Genomic DNA, 19,383 nt, shown 5'->3' with positions numbered 1-19,383 from the left:
TGCTCCGGTGTCGGCGAGACCTGTTCCAAGAGAAGAACTGTGCCAGGCCGGAGTGCCGGTTCCATCCGGCAGAATCCCAGGAATACGCCGCACCGGCTGTCGGTGCGCACAAGGGGTGAGGGGGCGGGTCTTCGCGGGCTGCGAAGCCGCGGAGCCGAATTCGCTACAGCTCTTCGGTGGGTGGGAGGACGGGGAGCGAGGGCTCCGGCATTTCTTCCAGGGCGGCCACCTGCAGATGGATGAAGGCGGCGATGCGGTGGCGGGCGGAGGAGGGCAGCCGCTCGATGTCCGCGGCGGTCAGGACGTTCGCGCCGAAGGAGTGGGCCTCGGGCACTTCGGAATCGGGTGATTCGGGAACAACCTCGAGATGTGGCCGCGGAACTGCTAGCGGACGTTGTGGTTCGTCCGGGTCTGCAGCGGCGGCGGCGGTTCGCACCATAACGAAACCATAACTCGCCAACCCCGCTCGTGGGAGCCGGTGGCGCACTTGAGTCTTGGGGGTGCGAATCCTGCGTAGAAACGTTAGGCAAACCTTCTACCGCACCCAGGTTAACCGGTTTCGGCCGCGGCCAAACATCGCGGCCGAAACTCTCATTCGGAAATTATCGCGCGCCCACCGGGAAACCGGTCAGCAAACCGGCAATGGCAGGCCATTTCGCGGCCAGCAGATTCGTGAAATCGCCGCTGGTGAAGGTACTTGTCGGGCTGGTGATACTGCACCCGTGCGGCGCCGGAACACCGTTCATGCGGTCGATGATGAACTGGTATCCGCCGGGCAACCAGCCCGGGATACCGATGATGTGCTCGGCCAGGAATTCCCGCGTGTAGGTGATGTCAGCGCCGTCACGGCAGTAGTCGTTAACCACCCGGTCGGTTCCCGCGATGGGGATGAACTCGTCGTTCTGTGCGTGATAGATGTACATCGGCACATCCGGCGTCTTCTGTCCCAGCTGTTGTGCCACAACGGCATTGCTGAGCTCGGGCAGGTCGAGCGGATCACCGCCGCCGGTGTACGAGCCGAGGTAGTTCCAGAACGGGAACAGCGCCGACCCCTGCGGGTGGCACAGCACACCCTTGATCGAGGTCATGAAGCGGCCGAACCAGTCGTACTTGGTATCGAGCACCTGCTGGACCTCGGGGTATTCGGTGGCGAAGCCGTGCAGTGCGGCGCCGATCAGGCCCGCGCCCAGGTTCGCGTTATTGCTGCGCAGCACCGCTTTCAGATCGCCCATGACGACGCCGCCGATGGTGACGCCGACAATGTTCAACTCGGGGGCGTAATCGCGGTGATGCTCGGCGACCCAACCGGTCGGGATGGTGCCGCCGGAGTAACCCATCAATCCGACGGGAGTCTGTGCCCCCGCGGTCAATTGCAACGGCGCGAAATTCTCCGCCGCGCGAATACCGTCCAGGGTCGCCTGACCACCCAGAATCGACGCGCCGTACGCGGAATTCGGGCCCTCGTAGTCGGGAATGGACACCGCCCAGCCCTGCGAGAGCCCGAGCACCATGGCCAGCGAGGTCTCCGCGGAGTTCACGAAGTCGGCGGGTATCGAACCCTGCTGCGCCACATACGACATGGTGCAGTACTGCGCGGTCGAATCCTCGGCGACCTGGTACGACAGCAGTTTCAAGCCGCCGTCCGGGGCCGGCCCGCGCGGTTTCACCAGCGTCGTCACCGTGGCGATGGCATTGCCGTGGCTGTCGTTGGTGCGGTAGAGCACCTGCCACGCGTCGACGTTGTACGGCAGCACCGACAGGAAGGCCGGGGTGATCTGCCGCGCCTTGATGATGCCGCCCGGTTCGGTCGCGGCGACCACATTGGCCGGGGCGTTGTAGAAGGAATCAAGTTCCGGTGGCACGACGATCACCGGCAGCGGCTGGATCGGCACCTCGGCCGGTGCGGCTGATGCGCCGGCCACCCCGGCGAGACCGAGCACGACGGTGAGCACGGCGACCCGAAGAAAGAGAGTGAACACTTCCTAAACGCTAGAGAGATCGCCGTCACAAAGTCAACGGCCCGACCCGCCAAAACCGGAACGGTCTGTTTTGGCGTGTCGACGAACCAGCCCCCGATGTCAGGCGGCGTGCCCGATGTAGTTCACCGAACCACCGATGGACCCGTCCTCCGTCGGCCCGATCAGCGTGCTCATGAACTCGTGCTGCGCGCGCAGGCCCGCCCGCGCCTGCCGGGTACGCCACCCCGGCACCAGAATGCCCGCACCGGAACGCGCCAGATTGACCGGGAATTTCGCCACCGGATACCAGGGCGGCATATACCCGGGCAGCCCGAGCTGACGCATGCGCCCGCGGCCGAGGAAGGCGGTGCTGATCGAAAGATGCTGCGCCCAGGCGATTCTGCGGCGCAAGGGCGCGAGATGTTCGTAATGCCAGGTCAGCGGGTCCTCGGCCATCGGCCGGGCCAGCCGCATGCTGGACTCGTCCGGCGCGGTGAGGGCGGTCAGATAGTGGTAGAGCTGCCGCGTGGCATCGACGAAACCATTGGGCAGGAAGCGTTCCTCGATGCCCATGACCCAGCCGACATAGCGGGTGAGGTGCGCGATGGCGTCGAGTTCGCGCGGCGTGAAGATATTGCCCATCATCATGCCGGTCAGTGCCGGGGCGTAGAGCGCGCCCAGCATGGTGACGGCCATATCGGTCTGGTTGACCGGTACACCCCAGTCCTCGGCGCTCCATTCGGGCAGCTTCGAGACGTGCCGCCGCACGAAGGTGTGGATGAGCCGCACATGCAGCGTGGAACGGAACCCCTTGCCGCCCGGCCGCATTCCGTCCTCGGATATCACATCCAGGGCCCAGCGCAGGGTTTCGGCGAAACGCTGGCCGCCGCCGGTGGCGCCGCTCTTGCCGGTATTGGTGAGCAGCAGCGTGCGATTGATGCCGGAGGCGACGAAGCCGCCGAGGAACGGGACGTCACGGGCGAGGTAGATGCCGTCGAGCCCGGCGGACTGGAAGATGCGCTCCCCCAGCTTGATCCGATCCCAATCCACCCAGGCGGGCGGGTTCTCGACCTGGGTGAAGAAGTCGCGCAAGGGTTCCGGTGCGTCGGGGACGTTCGCGATGCCGTGCGCGAGGGCCTGATCGAAGAGCGGGCGGACCTGCCCCATGCCGGCGGTGTACATCCAGTCGACCAGGGCGTCCATCGGTTCGTCGCCGATGGTGAGGGCCTCCCCCATGGTCGCCCATTCGGCTTCGGTCGGCGGCTTGATGCCCAGTAGCTTCACCGTCGGCCCGAGCACGGGCACCTGGGCCCGGTCGTGTGGATGACGGGTCGGAATCGGTCGAGTGCGCGTCATCGGGCAGCTCCTTCGCTGTTCTGGTGAACCTACTCACCAGATATCTGGCAATAGTCTCCACCAGATACGCGGGCATGACAAGACTCGAGAGAAAATCTCTCACGCACTCAGGCCGGTCGCGGCCCTGATCAGGGCGGCAGCGAGTGGGATATCAGACAGGCCGGCGCGCGATGGCGTAGAGATCCCGCGCGGGACCGGTGGGCCGCTGCCCCTTCGGCCAGATCGCACGCAAGGCCCGATCCAGATCGAGGCCGGTCACCGTGGGCGACACCAGCGTGCCGGCGGCCAGCTCGGGGGCCACGGCCAGTGAGCTCAGCACGGCCGGCGCCAGACCCTGTGCGACCGCCGTCTTGATGGCCGTGGTGGAGGACAACTCCAGTGCCACGGCCGGCTGCCACTCCGGAATCGCCTCGGTCATGGCCCGGGTGAACGAGTTCCGGGTACCCGAACCGGGCTCGCGGTAGATGAGCGGTGTCGCCGCCAGCTCCTGCACGGTGATCTCCGGCCGCCGCGCCCAGCGCTGCCCCGGCGCCACCACCACGACCAGCCGATCGTGGGCCACGATGTGGCTCTCCAGATCTCGCGGCAGCCGCGGGCCCTCCACGAAACCGATCCCGGCCCGGCCCTCCAGCACCGACGCGGCCACCTCGGCGGAGTTGCCCGACTCCAGCGCGATCGAGGTGTCGGGCATGCGCGCCCGCAGGGCCATCAGCCATTTCGGGAAGAGGTACTCGGCAATGGTCTGGCTCGCCGCCACCCGCAGGCGCGAATCCCGTTGCGCCCGCAGCGTATCGATGCCGGCATCCAGCCGGGCCGCCGCCTCCACCACATCCCGCGCCCACTCCGCGATGAGCGCCCCGGCCGCGGTGGGCCGCGAACCGAGCGTGGTCCGCTCCAGCACCGGCACGCCCACCAGCTGCTCCAGATACCGGATCCGCGAACTGGCCGACGGCTGACTGATCCCGTGCGCCTTCGCCGCCCGGCCCAGGCTGCCCAGTTCGATCACCGAGAGCAGCAGTTCCAGTGCGGCCAGGTCAGGCACTCGCGGGGATAGTGGCATAGACCAACCCTATGCCCGAAATGGCTCGGTTCCCGGCAGCCTCGTCGAGCCAGCGGTGTCAGCGCGCGGCGGCCACCCGCTCGATGACGGGCCGCCAGGTGCGCAGGGGGTGGACGGTCAGGCCGATCACCTTGCCGGCGTCATCGGCCTTGCGGAGTGCGATGGCGACGTGGAAGTCCGGATCGGCCTCGAAGGCGGCGACTTCCGCGGGGGTCATGGGGCCGCCCTGCGCCACCAGGGTGCGCTGACTGGACGGGGAAAGCGCGGCGGCGTGTACCGAGTCGGTCGCTGCCAGATAGCGTTTCGCCGTCACGTGCAGTTCGACCAGGCGGGCCACCCGCTCCCCCAGCAGGGTGCGCACGGCGTGCGAGCCATGGCGGCCGTGACCGGCGTCGTCGCCGGGGACGAGAACGTGGCCGATATCGTGCACCAGCCCGGCGACCTGCAGTTCCTCATCGTCGGGGAATTGTTCGCGGAGCAGTTCGGCGCACTGGCTGTCGTGGTCGAGGATGTCGACCGGATCGCCGCTGCGGTCGGGCATGTCCCATTTGCCGGCGCAATCGCCCAGCAGGGTCATGAGTTCGTCGACGGTCGATACAGGCGCGAGGTTCCGATCCACGCCGGGCACCCTACGCGGCCCGGGTTAACTGTCAGCCGAGCCCGGCGCGGTGCACCAGAATGGCGATCTGGGTGCGGTTCTCCAGCGCCAGCTTCGAAATGATCCGGCTGATGTGGACCTTCACCGTCGATTCGCTCATGTGCAGGGTGCGGGCGATCTCGGCATTGCCCGCGCCGGTGGACACTTCGAGCGCCACCTCGCGTTCCCGGTCGGTGAGCTGTTCGAGTTGCGCGCGGGCCTCGGGCTGCTGCGACCCCGCACCGCTGGCGAAGGCGGTGAGCATGCGTTTGGTGATGGCCGGGGCGAGGATGGCGTCGCCGCGCGCCACCACCTCCACACCCTGCGCCAGATCACGCGGCGGGGTGTCCTTGAGCAGGAATCCGGCCGCCCCGGATTCCAGTGCGGCATAGACGTATTCGTCGAGTCCGAAGGTGGTGAGCACGACCACGGCGGGCGGGTCGGGCAGCGCCCGCACCCGCCGCGTCACTTCGAGCCCGTCCACGTGCGGCATGCGGATATCGGTGACGACCACGTCCGGCCGGTGCTTCTGCACCAGCTCGACGATGTTCCGCCCGTCGGTGTCCTGGGCCACCACCTCGATGCCGTCCCGCGCCTCCAGGATCATGGCGATCCCGTGCCGCACCAGCTCCTCGTCGTCGAGCAGCACCACCCGAATCACGAAACCTCCTCTGTCTCAGCGGAAATCAGGGGCAATCTGGCGTGCACGGCGAAGCCGCCGGTGGCGAGCGGCCCGGCGTGCAGGGTGCCGCCCGCCAGCACGACGCGCTCACGCATGCCGACCAGGCCGGAACCGGAACCCTGCGCGGCGACGAAGATGCGATCACCGCGACCGTTGCGGACATCGACCTCCAGCGCGGCGCCGTGCACCCGCATCGCCACCCGGACCTCCGCGCCCGCCGCATGTTTGGCGGCATTGGTGAGCGACTCCTGGACCAGGCGATAGACGGCGCGGCCGACCGGGCCCGGCACCTCCGGAAGCGGTTCGGGCAGTTCGATTTCGAGCCGCTGCCCCGACGCCACGGCCTCGTCGAGCAGCTCCCGGACGGCGGCCAGATCCGGCGCCGGGCGCAAGGGCACGTGCACATCGGAATCGCGGAGCACGCCCAGCAGTTCACGCATCTCGTTGAGCGCCTTGGTACCGGTTTCGCGGATGGTGCCGGCCATCTCGGCGGACTTGCCGTCGGCGGACACCTCGAGCGCCCCGGCCAGCACAGTGACCTGCGAAATCCGGTGCGCCACAATATCGTGCAGCTCGCGGGCGATGCGAATGCGCTCGGCCTCCACCGCGGCGGCGGCGAGCAGGTCGCGTTCACGTTCGGCCTGTTCGGCGCGTTCGCGCAGGCCCTCGAGGGTCTGGCGGCGCTGATTGGTCCACAGCCCGAGTGCCACCGACGCCAGCATGAGCGGGACCAGGACGGCCGCTCGGGGCGCCAGGAGGCTGCCGGTCCAGCCGGGTGCCCATGGCACCAACAGCACGACGATGGTAGCGACGGTCGACAGCCAGGTAACCATCCGATTCCCATAGCGATCGACCACGGTGTACATCGCAAGGAGCCCCGGGAAGGTCGTGCCTACCGCGATGTCCGCCAGCAACACAACTGTCAGTACCGGCAGTGGGTAGTACCGCCGGAACAGCAGGGCGATGCCGGATGCGATCGCGATGGCCGGGCCCGCAGCGGGCAGGAGGACGCCGATCGAACTGGTGTGGACGCTCTCGTACGCCATGAAGCCGAAAACCAGGGCGAGCGCGACGTCGACGATCACTCGTCGGATCAAGTGCAGTCGGCTCACCCTGGCAACCCTAGCCACCGAGCGTTTGTCACACGTCACGGCGCGCAAGCAGCACACCCGAGGCGGTCAGCAAACCTGCCGCCATTGCCATGAGCGGCAGCGGCAGGAGTAGCACGTTCAGTCCTCGGGGCTGCACCAGCTGCGCCGCCGCACTGAACGGCAGGATCCTGATGCTGATCCCGAAGAGCAGCGCCGCAACCTCGACAACGGTCGGAATGGCGAGCGTGGCGACCATGGCGATGGTGGCATTGCGGGTGACCGCGGCGATGCCCATACCGACCAGGGCGGCCAACGCCGCGTACAGCATCACCGCGCCGAAAATCCTTGCGATGAGCCCGATATCGGTCGGCGCACCGGCGCGCGCGGCCTCGATGACCAGGGTCAGCACGACCATGGCGGCGGCGCTCGCCGCGGCGAAGATCGCGCTGACCGATGCCTTGGCCGCGAGCACTCGCCCGGGCCGGCGCAGCGTGAGCATGGTGGTGGTGATGGTGCGATAGCGGTATTCGTGGCCGAAGGAGTTCACCGCGACCGCGGTGGTGAACAGTGTGACCAGGATGAGCGGCAGTCCGTGGAACGACTGGACGAACCGGTCATCGGCCGTCATATCGGTCTTACCGGCGTAGACGAAGGCGATGAAGGCCTGCATCGCCATGCCGGCCGCCAGCAGAGCCCAAGTGGAACGCACGGTCGTCAAACGCGTGACTTCATAGCGAATGGCGTTGAGCATGAGGGGAATTCCTCTCGGTTCAGGCGGCGGAGTGCGCGCGGTACTGGGCGGCGCCGTCGGTGGCGTGGAAGAAGGCGTCCTCGAGGCTGGACTGCGCCTGGGTGAGTTCGGTGATGAGCAGTCCGGCCCGCAGGGCGATCTCGGCGACCGCCTGCCGGTCCCGGCCCTCCACCACGACCGCGCCATCGGGCTGGATGTTCACCCGGAAGCCATTGCCGGACAGGGCTTCCGCGAGCTCCCGTGGCCGGTCCACGCGCGCCACGATGCGGGCGGCGGTATTGCGGTGCACGAACTCGGTCACCGATTCCGCGGCGATGAGCCGGCCCGCGCCGATGACGATGAGCGAATCGGCGAGGTGCGCCATCTCATTGAGCAGATGCGAGGACACCAGTACGGTGCGGCCCTGCTGCGCAAGCTGTTTCAGCAGATCCCGCAACCAGCGCACACCCTCCGGGTCCAGGCCGTTGGCGGGCTCGTCGAGGATCAGGATGGCGGGATCGCCGAGCAGTGCGGCGGCGAGGCCGAGCCGCTGCTGCATGCCGAGACTGAATCCGCCCGCGTTCTTGTCGGCCACGCTGCGCAGGCCGACGATCCCGAGCACCTTGTCCACCCGGGCGCGGTCGATGCCGCCGCCGTCGGCGATCATGCGCAGATGCGCCCGCGCCGAGCGTTTGGGATGCACCGACCGCGCGTCCAGCATGACCCCGACGGCCCGCAGCGGATCATCGATCTCGCGATACTCCTGCCCGCCGAACGTGGTGCGGCCGTCGCCGTGATCCAGCCCCAGCATGAGCCGCATGGTGGTGGACTTGCCCGACCCGTTCGGGCCCAGGAAGCCGGTCACTACCCCGGGCTCTACGTCGAAGGACAGATTGTCCACGGCGGCCGTATTCCCGTAGCGCTTGCACAGACCTCGCGCCTGAATCATGAGATCACCTCGTCTCTCCGGCGCCACCGAGTGCAGCGCTCCCGCGCTATCGACAATCCCGTGATCGGCCCGCGATTCCATCCGCCCAAGGCCCACAACCAGCTAAATCTTTCGGCCTAGACGGACCCGGACGAGTGGTCCTCCGGAACCACAGCCTCACCCACTAGAACACTTGTTCGACTCGAGGTAATCTGCCGGGCATGCCAGAACCCGCGCGGATGCCTTACGTCGAGCGACAGATCAACGACGTGCGGCGGCAGCTACTCGACGCGGCCGCCTTCGCGAAACTGCTCTCGCCGGAGGCGCTGGAGCATATGGCGGGGACCCTGGCCGACGGCCTCCGTGTGCTGTCGGAGGAACGGCAGGTAGGGATGCGCCCGCGCTCGGGTCCGCCGACGCACGCGGCCTGCCTGCACTACCGTCGCGGACGCTGAGGCCGCCCGCGGCGCCGGGTGAGCCTTACCGCAGCGGGCCGGCGAATCGGAACGCGGCGCGGCAGGATCGCCCGCAATTCATCGTGGGGCGAATCTGTCACATCGAGTCGATGATTCGGGTCGAATCGATGCGTGCCGCCCACTGGCGGCGCGGACATATCGACCTGCACGCCGATAACAGAGGAGCTCACAGCATGCCGACCCCCGCTGACCCCGCACTCGAGTTGCGCCCGATCGGCCGGGTGCGGTCGATTCTCACCCAACGGGCCGGCGCACCCCGCCAGCCGGATGAGGACGCCCCGCCCGCGGACCTGCTCCTCGACCCCGAATTCGCCCGCGCCGCAGCCGATTTGCACCCGGGCTTGCGCATCGTGGTGCTCACCTGGCTGGACCGGACCGACCGCACCGTGCAGGCGGTGCATCCGCGCGGCGCACAGGACCGACCGGCCACCGGTGTGTTCGCCACCCGCTCCCCCGATCGCCCGAATCCGATCGGGCTGCACGAGGTCACCATCACCGCCGTCGCGGGGACCACGGTCACGGTGGACGGCCTCGAAGCGCTCGACGGCACGCCGATCGTGGATATCAAGCCGGTGCTCGGCGTGGTCACGGACCGTTGAAGACCGCGGCACCGACCGCCGATCACGGTGGACGGCCTGGCGACGCTCGACGGCATGCCGATCAAACCGGTGCTGGGCGCTCGCACCGAGCGCTGACACACGACCGCCGCTGGAAATCGCAGTGGCCGCCAGGGATGTCCGAAAACAACAGTGACTTGCGGCTATCCGCGACCTACGCTCCGGAGATGGCTGGAGTGCAGGCGCGGGCGACCTTGGATGCCGCTGCGGCGGGGAAGATTCCGACCGAGTTCCGGTATCGGGAGCGGGTGTGGAATCCGGGCGTGCAGCGGGCGCGGCGGGTGACGCGGGCGGTGCTGGGCTTCGACCCGCAGCCGTCGGACCGGCTGGTACGCGCCTTCGGTGAGGCGTACTACCAGGCCGATCCGGTGGCCGAGGCCTTCGTCGACGAGGTGTATCTGGGCGAGATCGGCCCCAAGCGCGGGCGGGCCATGCTCGATCTGGCGCTGGAGCAGGGCGTGGACGCGGTACCGGACGCCCCGGCCTCCCTGCGGCGGCTCTTCGAGGAGTTCGAGACCGCCCCGCAATGGCTGGACCCGGACCTGGTCGCGCAGGGCGCCCGTGTGTTCCGCCGCTGGGGGACATCGGTTTTCAGCTTCGCGACCACCAGCACGCTGGAAATGTATTCGGAGAGTTCGATCACCAAACCGCTCTCCTACGCGGGCGGCTACGCCGGCGACAAGGCGCACAAGCGGCAGCTGGAAACGGTCCGTTTCTGGATCGACGTCTCCGAGCCCGGCGGCCTGGATCCGGGCGCGCGGGGCCGGCAGACCGCCATGCGGGTACGCATCATGCACGTGTTCATCCGCCGGAAGCTGGTGCAGCGGCCCGAATGGGATCACGACGCCTGGGGTGTCCCCATCAGCGTCGGCGACGCGACCCTCACCTTGATGGGCGGCAGCGTGGTGCCCGGCCTGGCGCTGTGGAGCCTCGGCCACCAGACCACCATCCGGGAAATCGAAGCGACCCTGCACTTCTGGCGTTACGTCGGCCATCTGCTGGGCGTGCAGCCGGACTGGTATCCGCGGAATTTCCAGGAGGCGGTGCGGCTCATGTTCGCCGCCTTCGTGAAGCGGGCCCGCACCGCGGGCGCGGACGGCGCGGAGCTGGTCGAATCCTACCTACCGGCCTTCGCCCCGGATCCGGACAGCCCCTGGGCCAAGCGGATCCGCGACGAGTTCAACTACCGGATCCAGATCGGCTACACCGCCTTCTGGCTCCCGCCGGCCACCTACGCGCGCCACCGCATGCCGAAGCGCTTCCCGTGGGTCCTGCATCCGATCATGCAGGCGCCCTTGATATTCGGCGCGGAGACCCTGCGCCGCACCGTACCCGGCCTGGACGAGGTGGCCGACCGGGTGCAGCGGTACCGCCGGGAACACTGGTACCGCAACGAGGTCGGCGACCGGGCCGCCGAGTTCCATCCGGTGGAGGAGTTCCGGCGCTAGCGCGGAACCGGAAAGTATCGGGTCAACGGAGGCTGCCCCATCCAGGTGTACCGCTGCCCGTCGGGATCGGTCCAGTTGTTGGTCGTCAAGCAGGCGACGGACATCGAGCCTCCCGGCATTCCAGTGAAGGATGATCGGCGACAAGCCCCCGCGCGATGTCTTCCACCCTGGACAACCACTCGGTCTCGGCAGTTCCGATATCCGGAACCGTGATCCGCCAGGAACTGGGGCATCCCACCAGAGGATGCGTGGTGCTCGCGGATGACCGTCTCGACCGCATTTTTCCCGCCGGCATTGCCCGACGCCGAGCCACGGCCGATCTCATTGGACTCGACCTCATCTCCATCGAAATCGATGTACGAAACCCACCACACGAAACCATCCAGACCCGACTTCCGGTACACGTGTGCGGAGTACGGGCCGAGAGGCAGCGTGCAGGATTCCTCGCGGTGGTCGATCCAATCGGCGGTGCAGGTGAGCTCCACGTGTTCGCCTTCGATGTGTTCGCGAAAATCCTCGCGCCTCGCGGTCCCGTGAAGAGCGCGAAACGCCAATCTTGTTCGAGCGATCGGACCAGTCACACCACTCGATTAGCATCGGCAACCATGGAACCGCGCGCTTCACAGGCCCGGGCATCCCGGTCGGCGCCGTCCTGTTGAATGTACTGCACTGACAGCCGATTCCGGAATCACTATTGTTCACTAGGCGAAAGGCGCCAGTTGAACGCTGGCACATAATTATTCACTATACGTAGCGAATTATGCAGTCACACACGCGCTCCGTGGTTAGTTGTTCGAAATGTCCAGTCCAAGTTGAGGTGTTGAACACCAGCACCGGCATTCACACTGAGATGCGTCTGAATCGACCGGAACATTGCGAGGAAACGATGTACAAAAGATTCGCCGCCGTCGGCGCTGCCATATTCGCGTTCGCCCTGCCGATTTCGGGTTCGCCAGCTTCCGGGTCGCCGACACCCGGCTCGAACGAACCTCCTCCGCCCGACAAGATTGTCATCGATGTCGTGACCGTCAATGGATCGGGTTGCCCGCAGGGAACCGCGGCCGTAGCGGTCTCGCCCGACAACACGGCCTTCACGGTGACCTACAGCAACTACAACGCGCAGGTGGGTGTCGGAGCCGGCCCGATCGACTTCCGAAAGAACTGTCAACTCGACCTGAGAGTACATGTCCCACAGGGCTTCACCTACGGAATAGCGCAGGCAGATTACCGCGGATTCGCACATTTGGAAGCGGGGGCCACCGCTCTGGAAAGGGCCCGGTACTACTTCCAGGGAGACTCGCCGACCACATACATCGACCATCCGTTCAATGGTTTCCTCGATGACGATTGGCAAGAAACCGACTCGACCGACGTGGGGTCGGTCGTATTCGAGCCCTGCGGTGAAACTCGCGACTTCGACATCAACACCGAATTGCGTGTGAACGCCGGTACATCGGACCCGAAGACAACCACCAGCTTCATCGCAATGGATTCCACGGACGGAAGCATCACCACCACCTACCACTTTGCGTGGAAGCAGTGCCCGAGCACGTAAAGGCGATGTGGTAATCCCTGTTGCTACCGGGAGATTCCGCCTCACCTGGCCGATCCCGGCAACCTTTCGCCCGGCCTCTTCCCTATCCGATCAGTTGCCGGACAAACCCTTAGGACAACCTGACCGATCCAACTCGAGTTCTTCTCCGTAGTCGTGTACCTTGGCGGCCGTAACATACATACAGTGCGGCCCGCAATCCGCATCGCTCGGTGTAGGCCGGTCCGGATCCCCTTCCCGGACCGGCCTATGTTGCTTCACGGTCAGGGCCGGGTCGGTGGCGCGGTCGATGTCGTCGAGGAAGTCGCGGAAATCCACCGCCCGATGCCGGGACGACAGTTTGCCGATCACGGTTCCGGTGGCGGTGTTCAACGCGGCGAACAGATCGACAGTGCCGTGGCGGATGTAGTCGAAACTGCGCCGCTCGGGCACGCCGGGCAGCATCGGCAGCACTGGGACGGTCCGTTGCAGGGCCTGGATCTGTGGTTTCTCGTCGACAGAGAACACCGCCGCGTTCGCTGGCGGAGCCAGGTACAACCCGACCACATCACGGATCTTGTCGATCAGCAGGGGGCCGGGGGAGATCTTGAAAGTTTCGGTGCGCCAGGGTTGCAGGCCGAAGACATGCCAGATGCGCAGCACGCTCGACGGTGAGATCCCGACGTGGCGGGCCGAGCGACGCGACTCCCAGCCGCTCAGGGTCGCCCGCTCGACCTCGGCAACATCAGTGGCTTCAGCCTCGGATCGGGCACACCATCAGAACACGCCCGATCCGAGATCAACCGCTGCCGAACCCGAAAGACAGCCGCCACCCGACCTCAGGACCACCTCACCAGCCGCCCGGGTTCAGCGCTTCTGCACCGGTTCCGCCGGTGGCTGTACGGCGGGCCGTGCCCGGAGGTAGGACTCGAAGGCGTCGAGATCGATGGGCCCGACTCGCACATCCTTGCCCTGCTGGAAGACCGTGAAGCCGTCGCCGCCCGCAGCCAGGAAGTTATTGGTCGAAACCCGGTAGGCGGCACCGGGATTCAGCGGTTGCCCGCCGATCCGGACGGTGTCGTCGAGGATCTTGTGGCCCTTGGGCGCGCTCTCGGAGTAGGCGTAGGTGAGGCCCGCGACCGACAGCACTCCGGCTTCCTCGCTCACGCTGTCCCACTGCTGTTCCAGCAGGCGCAGGATCTGCTCCCCGGTGAGCGTGAGGGCGACCACCTGATCACCGAACGGTTCCACCGTATAGGCGTCGGAGTAGGTGATGTTGCCGCCGTGCAGACCCGCGCGCACGCCGCCGGGGTTCATGAAGGCGGCCACCGCCTGCTGTGGCGCCATGGCGGCCAGCATGGAATCGGCGATGACATCACCCAGCGGCGAGTCCCCGGATCCGCTCGGTTCGGCGGGCAGCGGCGCGGCGGCATTGCCGATGACGGCTTCCGCGCGCGGCTTCACCTGTGCCGCATAGAAATCCACCAGCTTGGCGGTCGCCGGGTCTGGTGTCACATCGCGGGTGACGACGCGGTTCACGGCGGCGGCGTCGACCGTACCGTCATGGAAGCGCAGGGTGACATCCGTGATCAGCCGCCCGAAGGCGGCGCCCTGTGTCACCACCTTGCCGTCGATGGTGCAGTTGTACGCCTGATGACTGTGCGCGGTGAACAACACCTTCACCGCGGCGTCGGTGCGCTTCGCCAGATCGGTCACGTTCGGTGAGATGTTCGCGCACCCGTTGTAGTCGACCGGCGCGCCGTTCGGCGGCTGCTGCGCGCCGCCGTCATGGATCAGTGCCACCACGGTTTCCGCGCCCGCCGCCTTCATCGCGGGGACGTATTTGTCGATGGCGTCCGGTTCGTCGCCGAAGGTGTAGCCCTGGATGCCCGCGGGCAGCACGATGTGCACGGTATCGGGGGTGACCACGCCGACCACGCCGATCTTGTGCCCGCCGACGGTCAGGATGGTCCACGGCCGCGTGCCGGGCGGCAGCTGGCCGTTGGCGTCGGTGACGTTCGCGGCCAGGTAGGGGAAGGTGGCGCCGGTGAAGGGCGCGCCGGGCGAGCAGCCGTCGGCCGCGCAGCCGCCCTGCTGCAGTCGCCGCAATTCCTGTACGCCGTGGTCGAATTCGTGATTGCCGACGGAGGAGGCGGCGAGCCCGAGGGAGTCGAGCAGGTCGATGGTCGGCTCGTCGTGGAACATCGAGGAGATGAGCGGGCTGGCGCCGACATTGTCGCCCGCGGACACGATGGCACTGTCCGGGTAGGCGGCCTTCAGTCGCGCCAGATGCGTGGCCAGGTAGACCGCGCCGCCCGCGGTGTACTGACCGACCTTGCCATTGGCCCCATCCGGCGGCTGCAGGTTGCCGTGCAGGTCGTTGATACCGAACAGATGCACCTCACCGGGCTGGGCCTTGGGCAGGTCGGCGGTCGAGATCAGCGGTACCGCACCGGTTTTCGCGGGTGCGCCGGAGGTACCGGAGCCGCCGCAACCGGCCGCCAGGGTGAGGCTCAGCAGGGCCGCGCACAGTCCGAGCGCACGTCGACGAGCTGTCATGAACTTCGACTGTAATCGCAAACACACACCGCGCCATAGTGTTCGAATTACGCCTGGTCAGAGAATTCCGCCCCTGTTGGATACAAATTCATGACCGCGAGAAATTTGACGCTCGCTACGGCGGCTTTCGCCCTCACCTTCTGGACCTGGAATCTGATCGGACCTTTGTCGTCCACTTATACGAAGATGATGGGATTGTCGCCGGGCGGACTGGGTGGCTACTTCCCGCCACTGGTCGTGGGCATCACTTACGGCCAGCTGGGTATTTACACCCTGGGCTATCTACTGCTGGCCTGCACCGTGGTGGGCGCGCACTGACCGGCCGCCGATACGACCGAACCGGCGCTCTCGTTGAGGGGGAGCACCGGTTCGATCGTCGCCAGTATGGACCTAGCTGCTCGACGCGCCCGCGAAGGGCACCGAGACCGGTGCGGTGCGGCGCCGGGTCGGGTGCTGCCACAGGCCCTTTCGTTCCAGGATGGGCAGCACGCCCTCGCCGAACCAGTACGCCTCTTCCAGGTGCGGGTAGCCCGACAGCACGAAGTGGCTGATGCCCACCTTCGAGTATTCGATGAGCCGCTCGGCCACTTCCTCGTGCGAGCCGACCAGCGCGGTGCCCGCGCCGCCGCGCACCAGGCCGACGCCCGCCCACAGGTTGGGGGCGATCTCCAGCCGATCCACATTGCCGCCGTGCAGTTCCAGCATGCGGCGCTGGCCCTCGGATTCGCTCTGCGCCAGGCTGGCCTGCACGCGTTCGATATCGGCGGGATCGATGCCGGCGATCAGCTTGTCGGCGACGGCCCACGCCTCCTCCGCGGTGTCGCGGGAGATGACGTGGATCCGCAAGCCGTAGTCCAGCTTTCGCCCGTGGTCGACCGCGAGGCCGCGGATCCAGTCCAGCTTGCGGCCCACCGCGTGCACCGGTTCACCCCAGGTGAGGTAGGTGTCGGCGTACTTGGCGGCGACCGGTCCGGCCGGACCCGAGGAGCCGCCGAAGAAGATCGGCGGGATCGGGTCGGGCCGGTTGTTCAGCAGCGCGTTCTCCACGTGCACGTGCTCGCCCTGGAAGGTGAAGGGCGCGTGCGATTCCCACAGCGACTTGACCACGTGCAGGAATTCGCCGGTGCGGGCGTAGCGGGCTTCCTTGTCCGAGAAGTCGCCGTACGCCTTCTGTTCCAGCGGTTCGCCGCCGGTCACCACATTGAGCAGCAGTCGTCCCTCGGAATGCCGCTGGAAGGTGCCCGCCATCTGCGCGGCCAGCGTGGGGCTGATCAGCCCGGGGCGCAGGGCCACCAGGAATTTCAGCGTCTCGGTGGTCTCCACCAGCATGGCGGTGGTGAGCCAGGCGTCCTCGCACCAGGATCCGGTGGGCGTGAGCACGGCCTCGAAGCCGTTGGACTCGGCCGCCGCGGAGAGCTGGTTGAGGTAGTGCAGCGTGGCGGGCCGGTCACCGGACATGGCGGTGCCGTGCCCACCGGCCACCAGGCCGCGGGAGTCGCCGTAGGTGGGCAGGAACCAATGGAACGACAGGCTCATTCGGGGGACTTCCTAGGAGTTGAAGCGGTCGTTGTAGCGGGTGTCGATGAAGTCCTTGATGTTCACCTTGCCGGGGATCAGCTTGGCGTCGGAGAACGCATCGGCCACCTGCTGTTCGGCGGTGATGGTCGCGTCATCGAGCGGATGGTGCGCGTACGTTGCCCGTTGGACCGCGAGCAGCGTGACGTCGTAAGGGACGCCGGTGATATCGGAGGACTGCTTGGCCCACTGCTCCTGGTGGTCCTTGACCCAGGACTGCGCCCGCTGGATGCGGAGCAGCAGATCGCGGATGGCGGCCGAGCTGGCCTTGTTGTCCAGCGCCTTGGTGCCCGCCACGAAGAACGAGTCCGGCTTGATGTAGCCGGTACCGTCGACGAGGACCTTGTCGCCGGCCTTCTGGGCCTGTGCCACATAGGGATCCCACACCGCCCAGGCGTCGACGCGGCCCGTGGACAGGGCGGCGAGCGCATCGGCGGGCTGCAGGTACTGCGGCTGGATATCGGAGAACGTGAGCCCGTTCTTGTTCAGCACCGACAGCAGGTGGTAGTGCGCGGAACTGCCCTGGGCGACGGCGATCTTCTTGCCGCGCAGGTCCTTCGGGTCCTTGATGTCGGAGTTCGGCGGCACCAGGATGGCGTTACCGGCGTAACCGGAGTCGTAGGCGGCCACGATCTTGATGCGGGACTTGGCCGCCGCCGCGAACACCGGCGGCGCGTCACCCACGCCACCCAGGTCGACGGACCCGGCGTTGGTGGCCTCCAGAATCGGCGGGCCGGCCGTGAACTGGGACCATTCGAGCTTGTACGGCAGCCCGGCATCCTGTCCCGACACCTCGAGCAGCGCCTGCAGGGCCTGCCCCTTCTGGTCACCGATGTGCAGGGTCACCTTGGACAGGTCGATGGACCCGTCGGCGTTGACGCCCTGATTGTTGTCGCCACCGGACCCGCACGCCGCCGTCACGAGGGCGGCGGCGGTGACCGCGAGCGCGGCGAACAAGCGTCTGGTGATCATGCATTTCCTTCTTCCGTGGCCACGCCGAGTTCGGCGAGCAATCGCGCACGCAGCGCGAGAAATTCGGGGTGGTCGCGGCGGCGCGGGCGCGGCAGGTCGATGCGGATCTCGCGGGCGATGTGCCCGTCGTCCAGCACCAGCGCGCGATCGGCCAGCAGCACCGCCTCGTCCACATCGTGGGTGACCAGCAGTACGCCGGGGCGGTAGCGGTCCCACAGTTCGAGCACCAGGCCGTGAATGGTGATGCGGGTCAGCGCATCCAGCGCGCTGAACGGCTCGTCCAGCAGCAGCAGATCCGGCTGCCGTACCAGGGCGCGGGCCAGCGAGGCGCGCTGCGCCTCACCGCCGGAGAGGGTCAGCGGCCAGGCGTCGGCGCGGCCGGCCAGGCCCACCTCGGTGAGCGCGGCCTGCGCTGCGGCCTTGGGGTTTTCACGCTTCAGGCCCAGGGTGACGTTGTCCCGCACGCGCTTCCAGGGCACCAGGCGCGGTTCCTGGAAGGCCACCGCGACATCGCCGGAGACGGTCAGTTCGCCCTCGTGTTCGCGGTCGAGGCCGCTCAGTGCCCGCAGCAGCGTGGACTTGCCGGAGCCGCTGCGGCCGAGCAGGGCGACGAATTCGCCGCGCCGGATATCGAGGTCGAGACCGTGCAGGACCCGGCGGTCGCCGAAGTCCTTGGCCAGCCCGCGAATCCGCGCCACCACGCCGTCGGTGGCGGCGGGGGCAGCCGTGGAAACCGTGGCGCGCTCCTCGAATTCGGTCAGGGTGGCCGCGAGGACGGAGGGGGTCAGGATGCCAGGAAGCCGCGTCGCCATGACAGCGCTCTCCTCTCGATGAGACGCACGAAGGCGTCGGTGAGCAGACCGAGGACGCTGTAGACGAGCAGGCCGACCACGATGATGTCGGTGCGCAGGAACTCGCGCGCATTGTTGATCATGTAGCCCAGACCGGCATCCGCATTGACCTGCTCGGCGACGATCAGCGCCAGCCAGGCCACGCCCAGCGACTGCCGCAATCCGACCAGCGCCTGCGGTAGCGCGCCCGGCAGCACGATGTGCCGGATCAGCGCGAGCTTCCCCAGTTGCTGCACCTGCGCCAGCTCGGCGAGTTTGCCGTCCACACTGCGGATTCCGGCGAAGGTATTGAGGTACAGCGGAATCGCCACACCGAAGGCGACCAGCACCACCTTCGGCAGTTCGCCGATGCCGAACCACAGGATGAACAGCGGGATCAGGCCGTAGAACGGCAGCGTGCGCAGCATCTGCAGGATCGGGTCGAGCAGGATCTCGCCCACCCGGCTCAGCCCGGAGACCAGGGCCAGGGCGACGCCGGCCACGGCGCCGATCACGAAGCCCAGCGCGGCGCGCTGCAGCGAAACTCGGATGGCCGACGTGAGCGTGCCGTCGCGGACCAGGTCGACGGCCGTCTGCACGACGGTCAGGGGTGAAGCGAGCAGTCGTTCCGGCAGTACGCCGGTGGCGCCGGCGAGTTGCCAGATCACCACCAGCACCACGGGACTGACCAGCCGCGCCCACGTCGAGACGCGGGGTAAGCGCAGGCGGACCGCAATGGGCCTGGCCTGCACGGCAACTGAAGACACGGCAGTACACCTCGGGCAGGGGGACGGGGGACCTCGGCGGTCGAGCCCGTCAACCGCCTGCTATCCGAGAGTGCCGTCCATGCCCCGGTGCGTCACCGGTTGGAATCCACGTGATTCTTTGCGCTGCCCACTACGGGCAATGCGGGAGTGCCGGAACTATTTCCGA

Annotated in this window: 20 protein-coding genes; 5 read left to right on the top strand and 15 right to left on the bottom strand. The window is 67.3% G+C overall.

Features of this window, described 5'->3' with window-relative positions:
- Positions 1–163 precede the first annotated feature (163 nt).
- The 9 genes from ACH438_RS44330 to ACH438_RS44290 all read right to left on the bottom strand — a co-directional run bounded on the left by ACH438_RS44330 (position 164) and on the right by ACH438_RS44290 (position 8,463).
- The gene (locus ACH438_RS44330; protein WP_397016965.1) at positions 164–334 is read right to left on the bottom strand and encodes a hypothetical protein; all 171 of its coding nucleotides are present in this window, start codon (positions 332–334) and stop codon (positions 164–166) included.
- Between the two features lie 268 nt (positions 335–602).
- Positions 603–1,979 carry a lipase family protein gene (locus tag ACH438_RS44325; protein WP_397016963.1) on the bottom strand — a complete coding sequence of 459 codons (1,377 nt, stop codon included), beginning with the start codon at positions 1,977–1,979 and terminating at the stop codon, positions 603–605.
- 99 nt (positions 1,980–2,078) lie between these two features.
- Positions 2,079–3,314: an oxygenase MpaB family protein gene (locus tag ACH438_RS44320; RefSeq protein WP_397016961.1), complete on the bottom strand. Its 1,236-nt coding sequence runs from the start codon at positions 3,312–3,314 to the stop codon at positions 2,079–2,081.
- A gap of 151 nt (positions 3,315–3,465) precedes the next feature.
- A complete protein-coding gene (locus tag ACH438_RS44315; protein WP_397016959.1) occupies positions 3,466–4,356 on the bottom strand; it encodes a LysR family transcriptional regulator in 891 nt (296 codons plus the stop codon).
- Between the two features lie 76 nt (positions 4,357–4,432).
- Positions 4,433–4,993 carry an HD domain-containing protein gene (locus tag ACH438_RS44310; protein ID WP_397016957.1) on the bottom strand — a complete coding sequence of 187 codons (561 nt, stop codon included), beginning with the start codon at positions 4,991–4,993 and terminating at the stop codon, positions 4,433–4,435.
- Between the two features lie 31 nt (positions 4,994–5,024).
- Positions 5,025–5,672: a response regulator gene (locus tag ACH438_RS44305; protein ID WP_397016955.1), complete on the bottom strand. Its 648-nt coding sequence runs from the start codon at positions 5,670–5,672 to the stop codon at positions 5,025–5,027.
- The gene (locus ACH438_RS44300) at positions 5,669–6,805 is read right to left on the bottom strand and encodes a sensor histidine kinase (protein WP_397016953.1); all 1,137 of its coding nucleotides are present in this window, start codon (positions 6,803–6,805) and stop codon (positions 5,669–5,671) included. Before ACH438_RS44300 ends, ACH438_RS44305 begins: the two co-directional genes overlap by 4 nt.
- Before the next feature lie 28 nt (positions 6,806–6,833).
- Positions 6,834–7,535, bottom strand: coding sequence for an ABC transporter permease (locus ACH438_RS44295; RefSeq protein WP_397016951.1), 702 nt, complete (start codon positions 7,533–7,535; stop codon positions 6,834–6,836).
- A gap of 19 nt (positions 7,536–7,554) precedes the next feature.
- Positions 7,555–8,463: an ABC transporter ATP-binding protein gene (locus ACH438_RS44290; protein WP_397016949.1), complete on the bottom strand. Its 909-nt coding sequence runs from the start codon at positions 8,461–8,463 to the stop codon at positions 7,555–7,557.
- Positions 8,464–8,663: 200 nt separating this feature from the next.
- Here ACH438_RS44290 and ACH438_RS44285 point away from each other — a divergent pair, with 200 nt between their 5' ends.
- From ACH438_RS44285 to ACH438_RS44270, 4 genes are all read left to right on the top strand, one after another.
- Positions 8,664–8,897, top strand: a complete 234-nt coding sequence (locus ACH438_RS44285; RefSeq protein ID WP_397016947.1) for a DUF6374 family protein — start codon at positions 8,664–8,666, stop codon at positions 8,895–8,897.
- 194 nt (positions 8,898–9,091) lie between these two features.
- Positions 9,092–9,517, top strand: a complete 426-nt coding sequence (tsaA, locus tag ACH438_RS44280) for a tRNA (N6-threonylcarbamoyladenosine(37)-N6)-methyltransferase TrmO (protein ID WP_397016945.1) — start codon at positions 9,092–9,094, stop codon at positions 9,515–9,517.
- Positions 9,518–9,702: 185 nt separating this feature from the next.
- Complete coding sequence (locus tag ACH438_RS44275; protein ID WP_397016943.1) at positions 9,703–10,983, top strand: oxygenase MpaB family protein; 1,281 nt, start codon at positions 9,703–9,705, stop codon at positions 10,981–10,983.
- Between the two features lie 820 nt (positions 10,984–11,803).
- Positions 11,804–12,538 carry a DUF4360 domain-containing protein gene (locus ACH438_RS44270; protein ID WP_397016941.1) on the top strand — a complete coding sequence of 245 codons (735 nt, stop codon included), beginning with the start codon at positions 11,804–11,806 and terminating at the stop codon, positions 12,536–12,538.
- A 90-nt stretch (positions 12,539–12,628) separates the two neighbouring features.
- On the opposite strand, the gene ACH438_RS44265 is transcribed toward ACH438_RS44270, so the two are convergent.
- Entirely contained in the window at positions 12,629–13,177 is a 549-nt protein-coding gene (locus ACH438_RS44265) for a hypothetical protein (protein ID WP_397016939.1), read from the bottom strand.
- A 204-nt stretch (positions 13,178–13,381) separates the two neighbouring features.
- Positions 13,382–15,073, bottom strand: coding sequence for a bifunctional metallophosphatase/5'-nucleotidase (locus tag ACH438_RS44260; RefSeq protein WP_397016937.1), 1,692 nt, complete (start codon positions 15,071–15,073; stop codon positions 13,382–13,384).
- Positions 15,074–15,163: 90 nt separating this feature from the next.
- On the opposite strand from ACH438_RS44260, the gene ACH438_RS44255 reads away from it, so the two are divergent.
- Entirely contained in the window at positions 15,164–15,391 is a 228-nt protein-coding gene (locus tag ACH438_RS44255) for a hypothetical protein (protein WP_397016935.1), read from the top strand.
- Positions 15,392–15,463: 72 nt separating this feature from the next.
- On the opposite strand, the gene ACH438_RS44250 is transcribed toward ACH438_RS44255, so the two are convergent.
- The 4 genes from ACH438_RS44250 to ACH438_RS44235 are packed head-to-tail and all read right to left on the bottom strand — an operon-like array spanning position 15,464 to position 19,217.
- Entirely contained in the window at positions 15,464–16,609 is a 1,146-nt protein-coding gene (locus ACH438_RS44250; RefSeq protein ID WP_397016934.1) for an LLM class flavin-dependent oxidoreductase, read from the bottom strand.
- Between the two features lie 12 nt (positions 16,610–16,621).
- Entirely contained in the window at positions 16,622–17,620 is a 999-nt protein-coding gene (locus tag ACH438_RS44245; RefSeq protein WP_397016932.1) for an ABC transporter substrate-binding protein, read from the bottom strand.
- The gene (locus ACH438_RS44240) at positions 17,617–18,432 is read right to left on the bottom strand and encodes an ABC transporter ATP-binding protein (protein ID WP_397016930.1); all 816 of its coding nucleotides are present in this window, start codon (positions 18,430–18,432) and stop codon (positions 17,617–17,619) included. The genes ACH438_RS44245 and ACH438_RS44240 overlap by 4 nt, the downstream gene beginning before the upstream one ends.
- Positions 18,405–19,217 (bottom strand): ABC transporter permease, encoded by an 813-nt coding sequence (locus ACH438_RS44235; protein WP_397016928.1) that lies wholly within the window; start codon positions 19,215–19,217, stop codon positions 18,405–18,407. Before ACH438_RS44235 ends, ACH438_RS44240 begins: the two co-directional genes overlap by 28 nt.
- Positions 19,218–19,383: the final 166 nt, after the last annotated feature.

The sequence above is a fragment of the Nocardia sp. NPDC020380 genome (genome assembly GCF_044386975.1).
GTDB lineage: Bacteria > Actinomycetota > Actinomycetes > Mycobacteriales > Mycobacteriaceae > Nocardia.
This window is presented reverse-complemented; position numbering and strand designations above follow the sequence as displayed.

Bases quoted from the DNA above. Each gene is read 5' to 3' on its own strand.
- ACH438_RS44320 (WP_397016961.1), bottom strand. From the start codon at position 3,314: ATGACGCGCACTCGACCGATTCCGACCCGTCATCCACACGACCGGGCC.
- ACH438_RS44295 (WP_397016951.1), bottom strand. From the start codon at position 7,535: ATGCTCAACGCCATTCGCTATGAAGTCACGCGTTTGACGACCGTGCGT.
- ACH438_RS44290 (WP_397016949.1), bottom strand. From the start codon at position 8,463: ATGATTCAGGCGCGAGGTCTGTGCAAGCGCTACGGGAATACGGCCGCC.
- ACH438_RS44285 (WP_397016947.1), top strand. From the start codon at position 8,664: ATGCCAGAACCCGCGCGGATGCCTTACGTCGAGCGACAGATCAACGAC.
- tsaA (WP_397016945.1), top strand. From the start codon at position 9,092: ATGCCGACCCCCGCTGACCCCGCACTCGAGTTGCGCCCGATCGGCCGG.
- ACH438_RS44275 (WP_397016943.1), top strand. From the start codon at position 9,703: ATGGCTGGAGTGCAGGCGCGGGCGACCTTGGATGCCGCTGCGGCGGGG.
- ACH438_RS44260 (WP_397016937.1), bottom strand. From the start codon at position 15,073: ATGACAGCTCGTCGACGTGCGCTCGGACTGTGCGCGGCCCTGCTGAGC.
- ACH438_RS44255 (WP_397016935.1), top strand. From the start codon at position 15,164: ATGACCGCGAGAAATTTGACGCTCGCTACGGCGGCTTTCGCCCTCACC.
- ACH438_RS44250 (WP_397016934.1), bottom strand. From the start codon at position 16,609: ATGAGCCTGTCGTTCCATTGGTTCCTGCCCACCTACGGCGACTCCCGC.
- ACH438_RS44245 (WP_397016932.1), bottom strand. From the start codon at position 17,620: ATGATCACCAGACGCTTGTTCGCCGCGCTCGCGGTCACCGCCGCCGCC.
- ACH438_RS44240 (WP_397016930.1), bottom strand. From the start codon at position 18,432: ATGGCGACGCGGCTTCCTGGCATCCTGACCCCCTCCGTCCTCGCGGCC.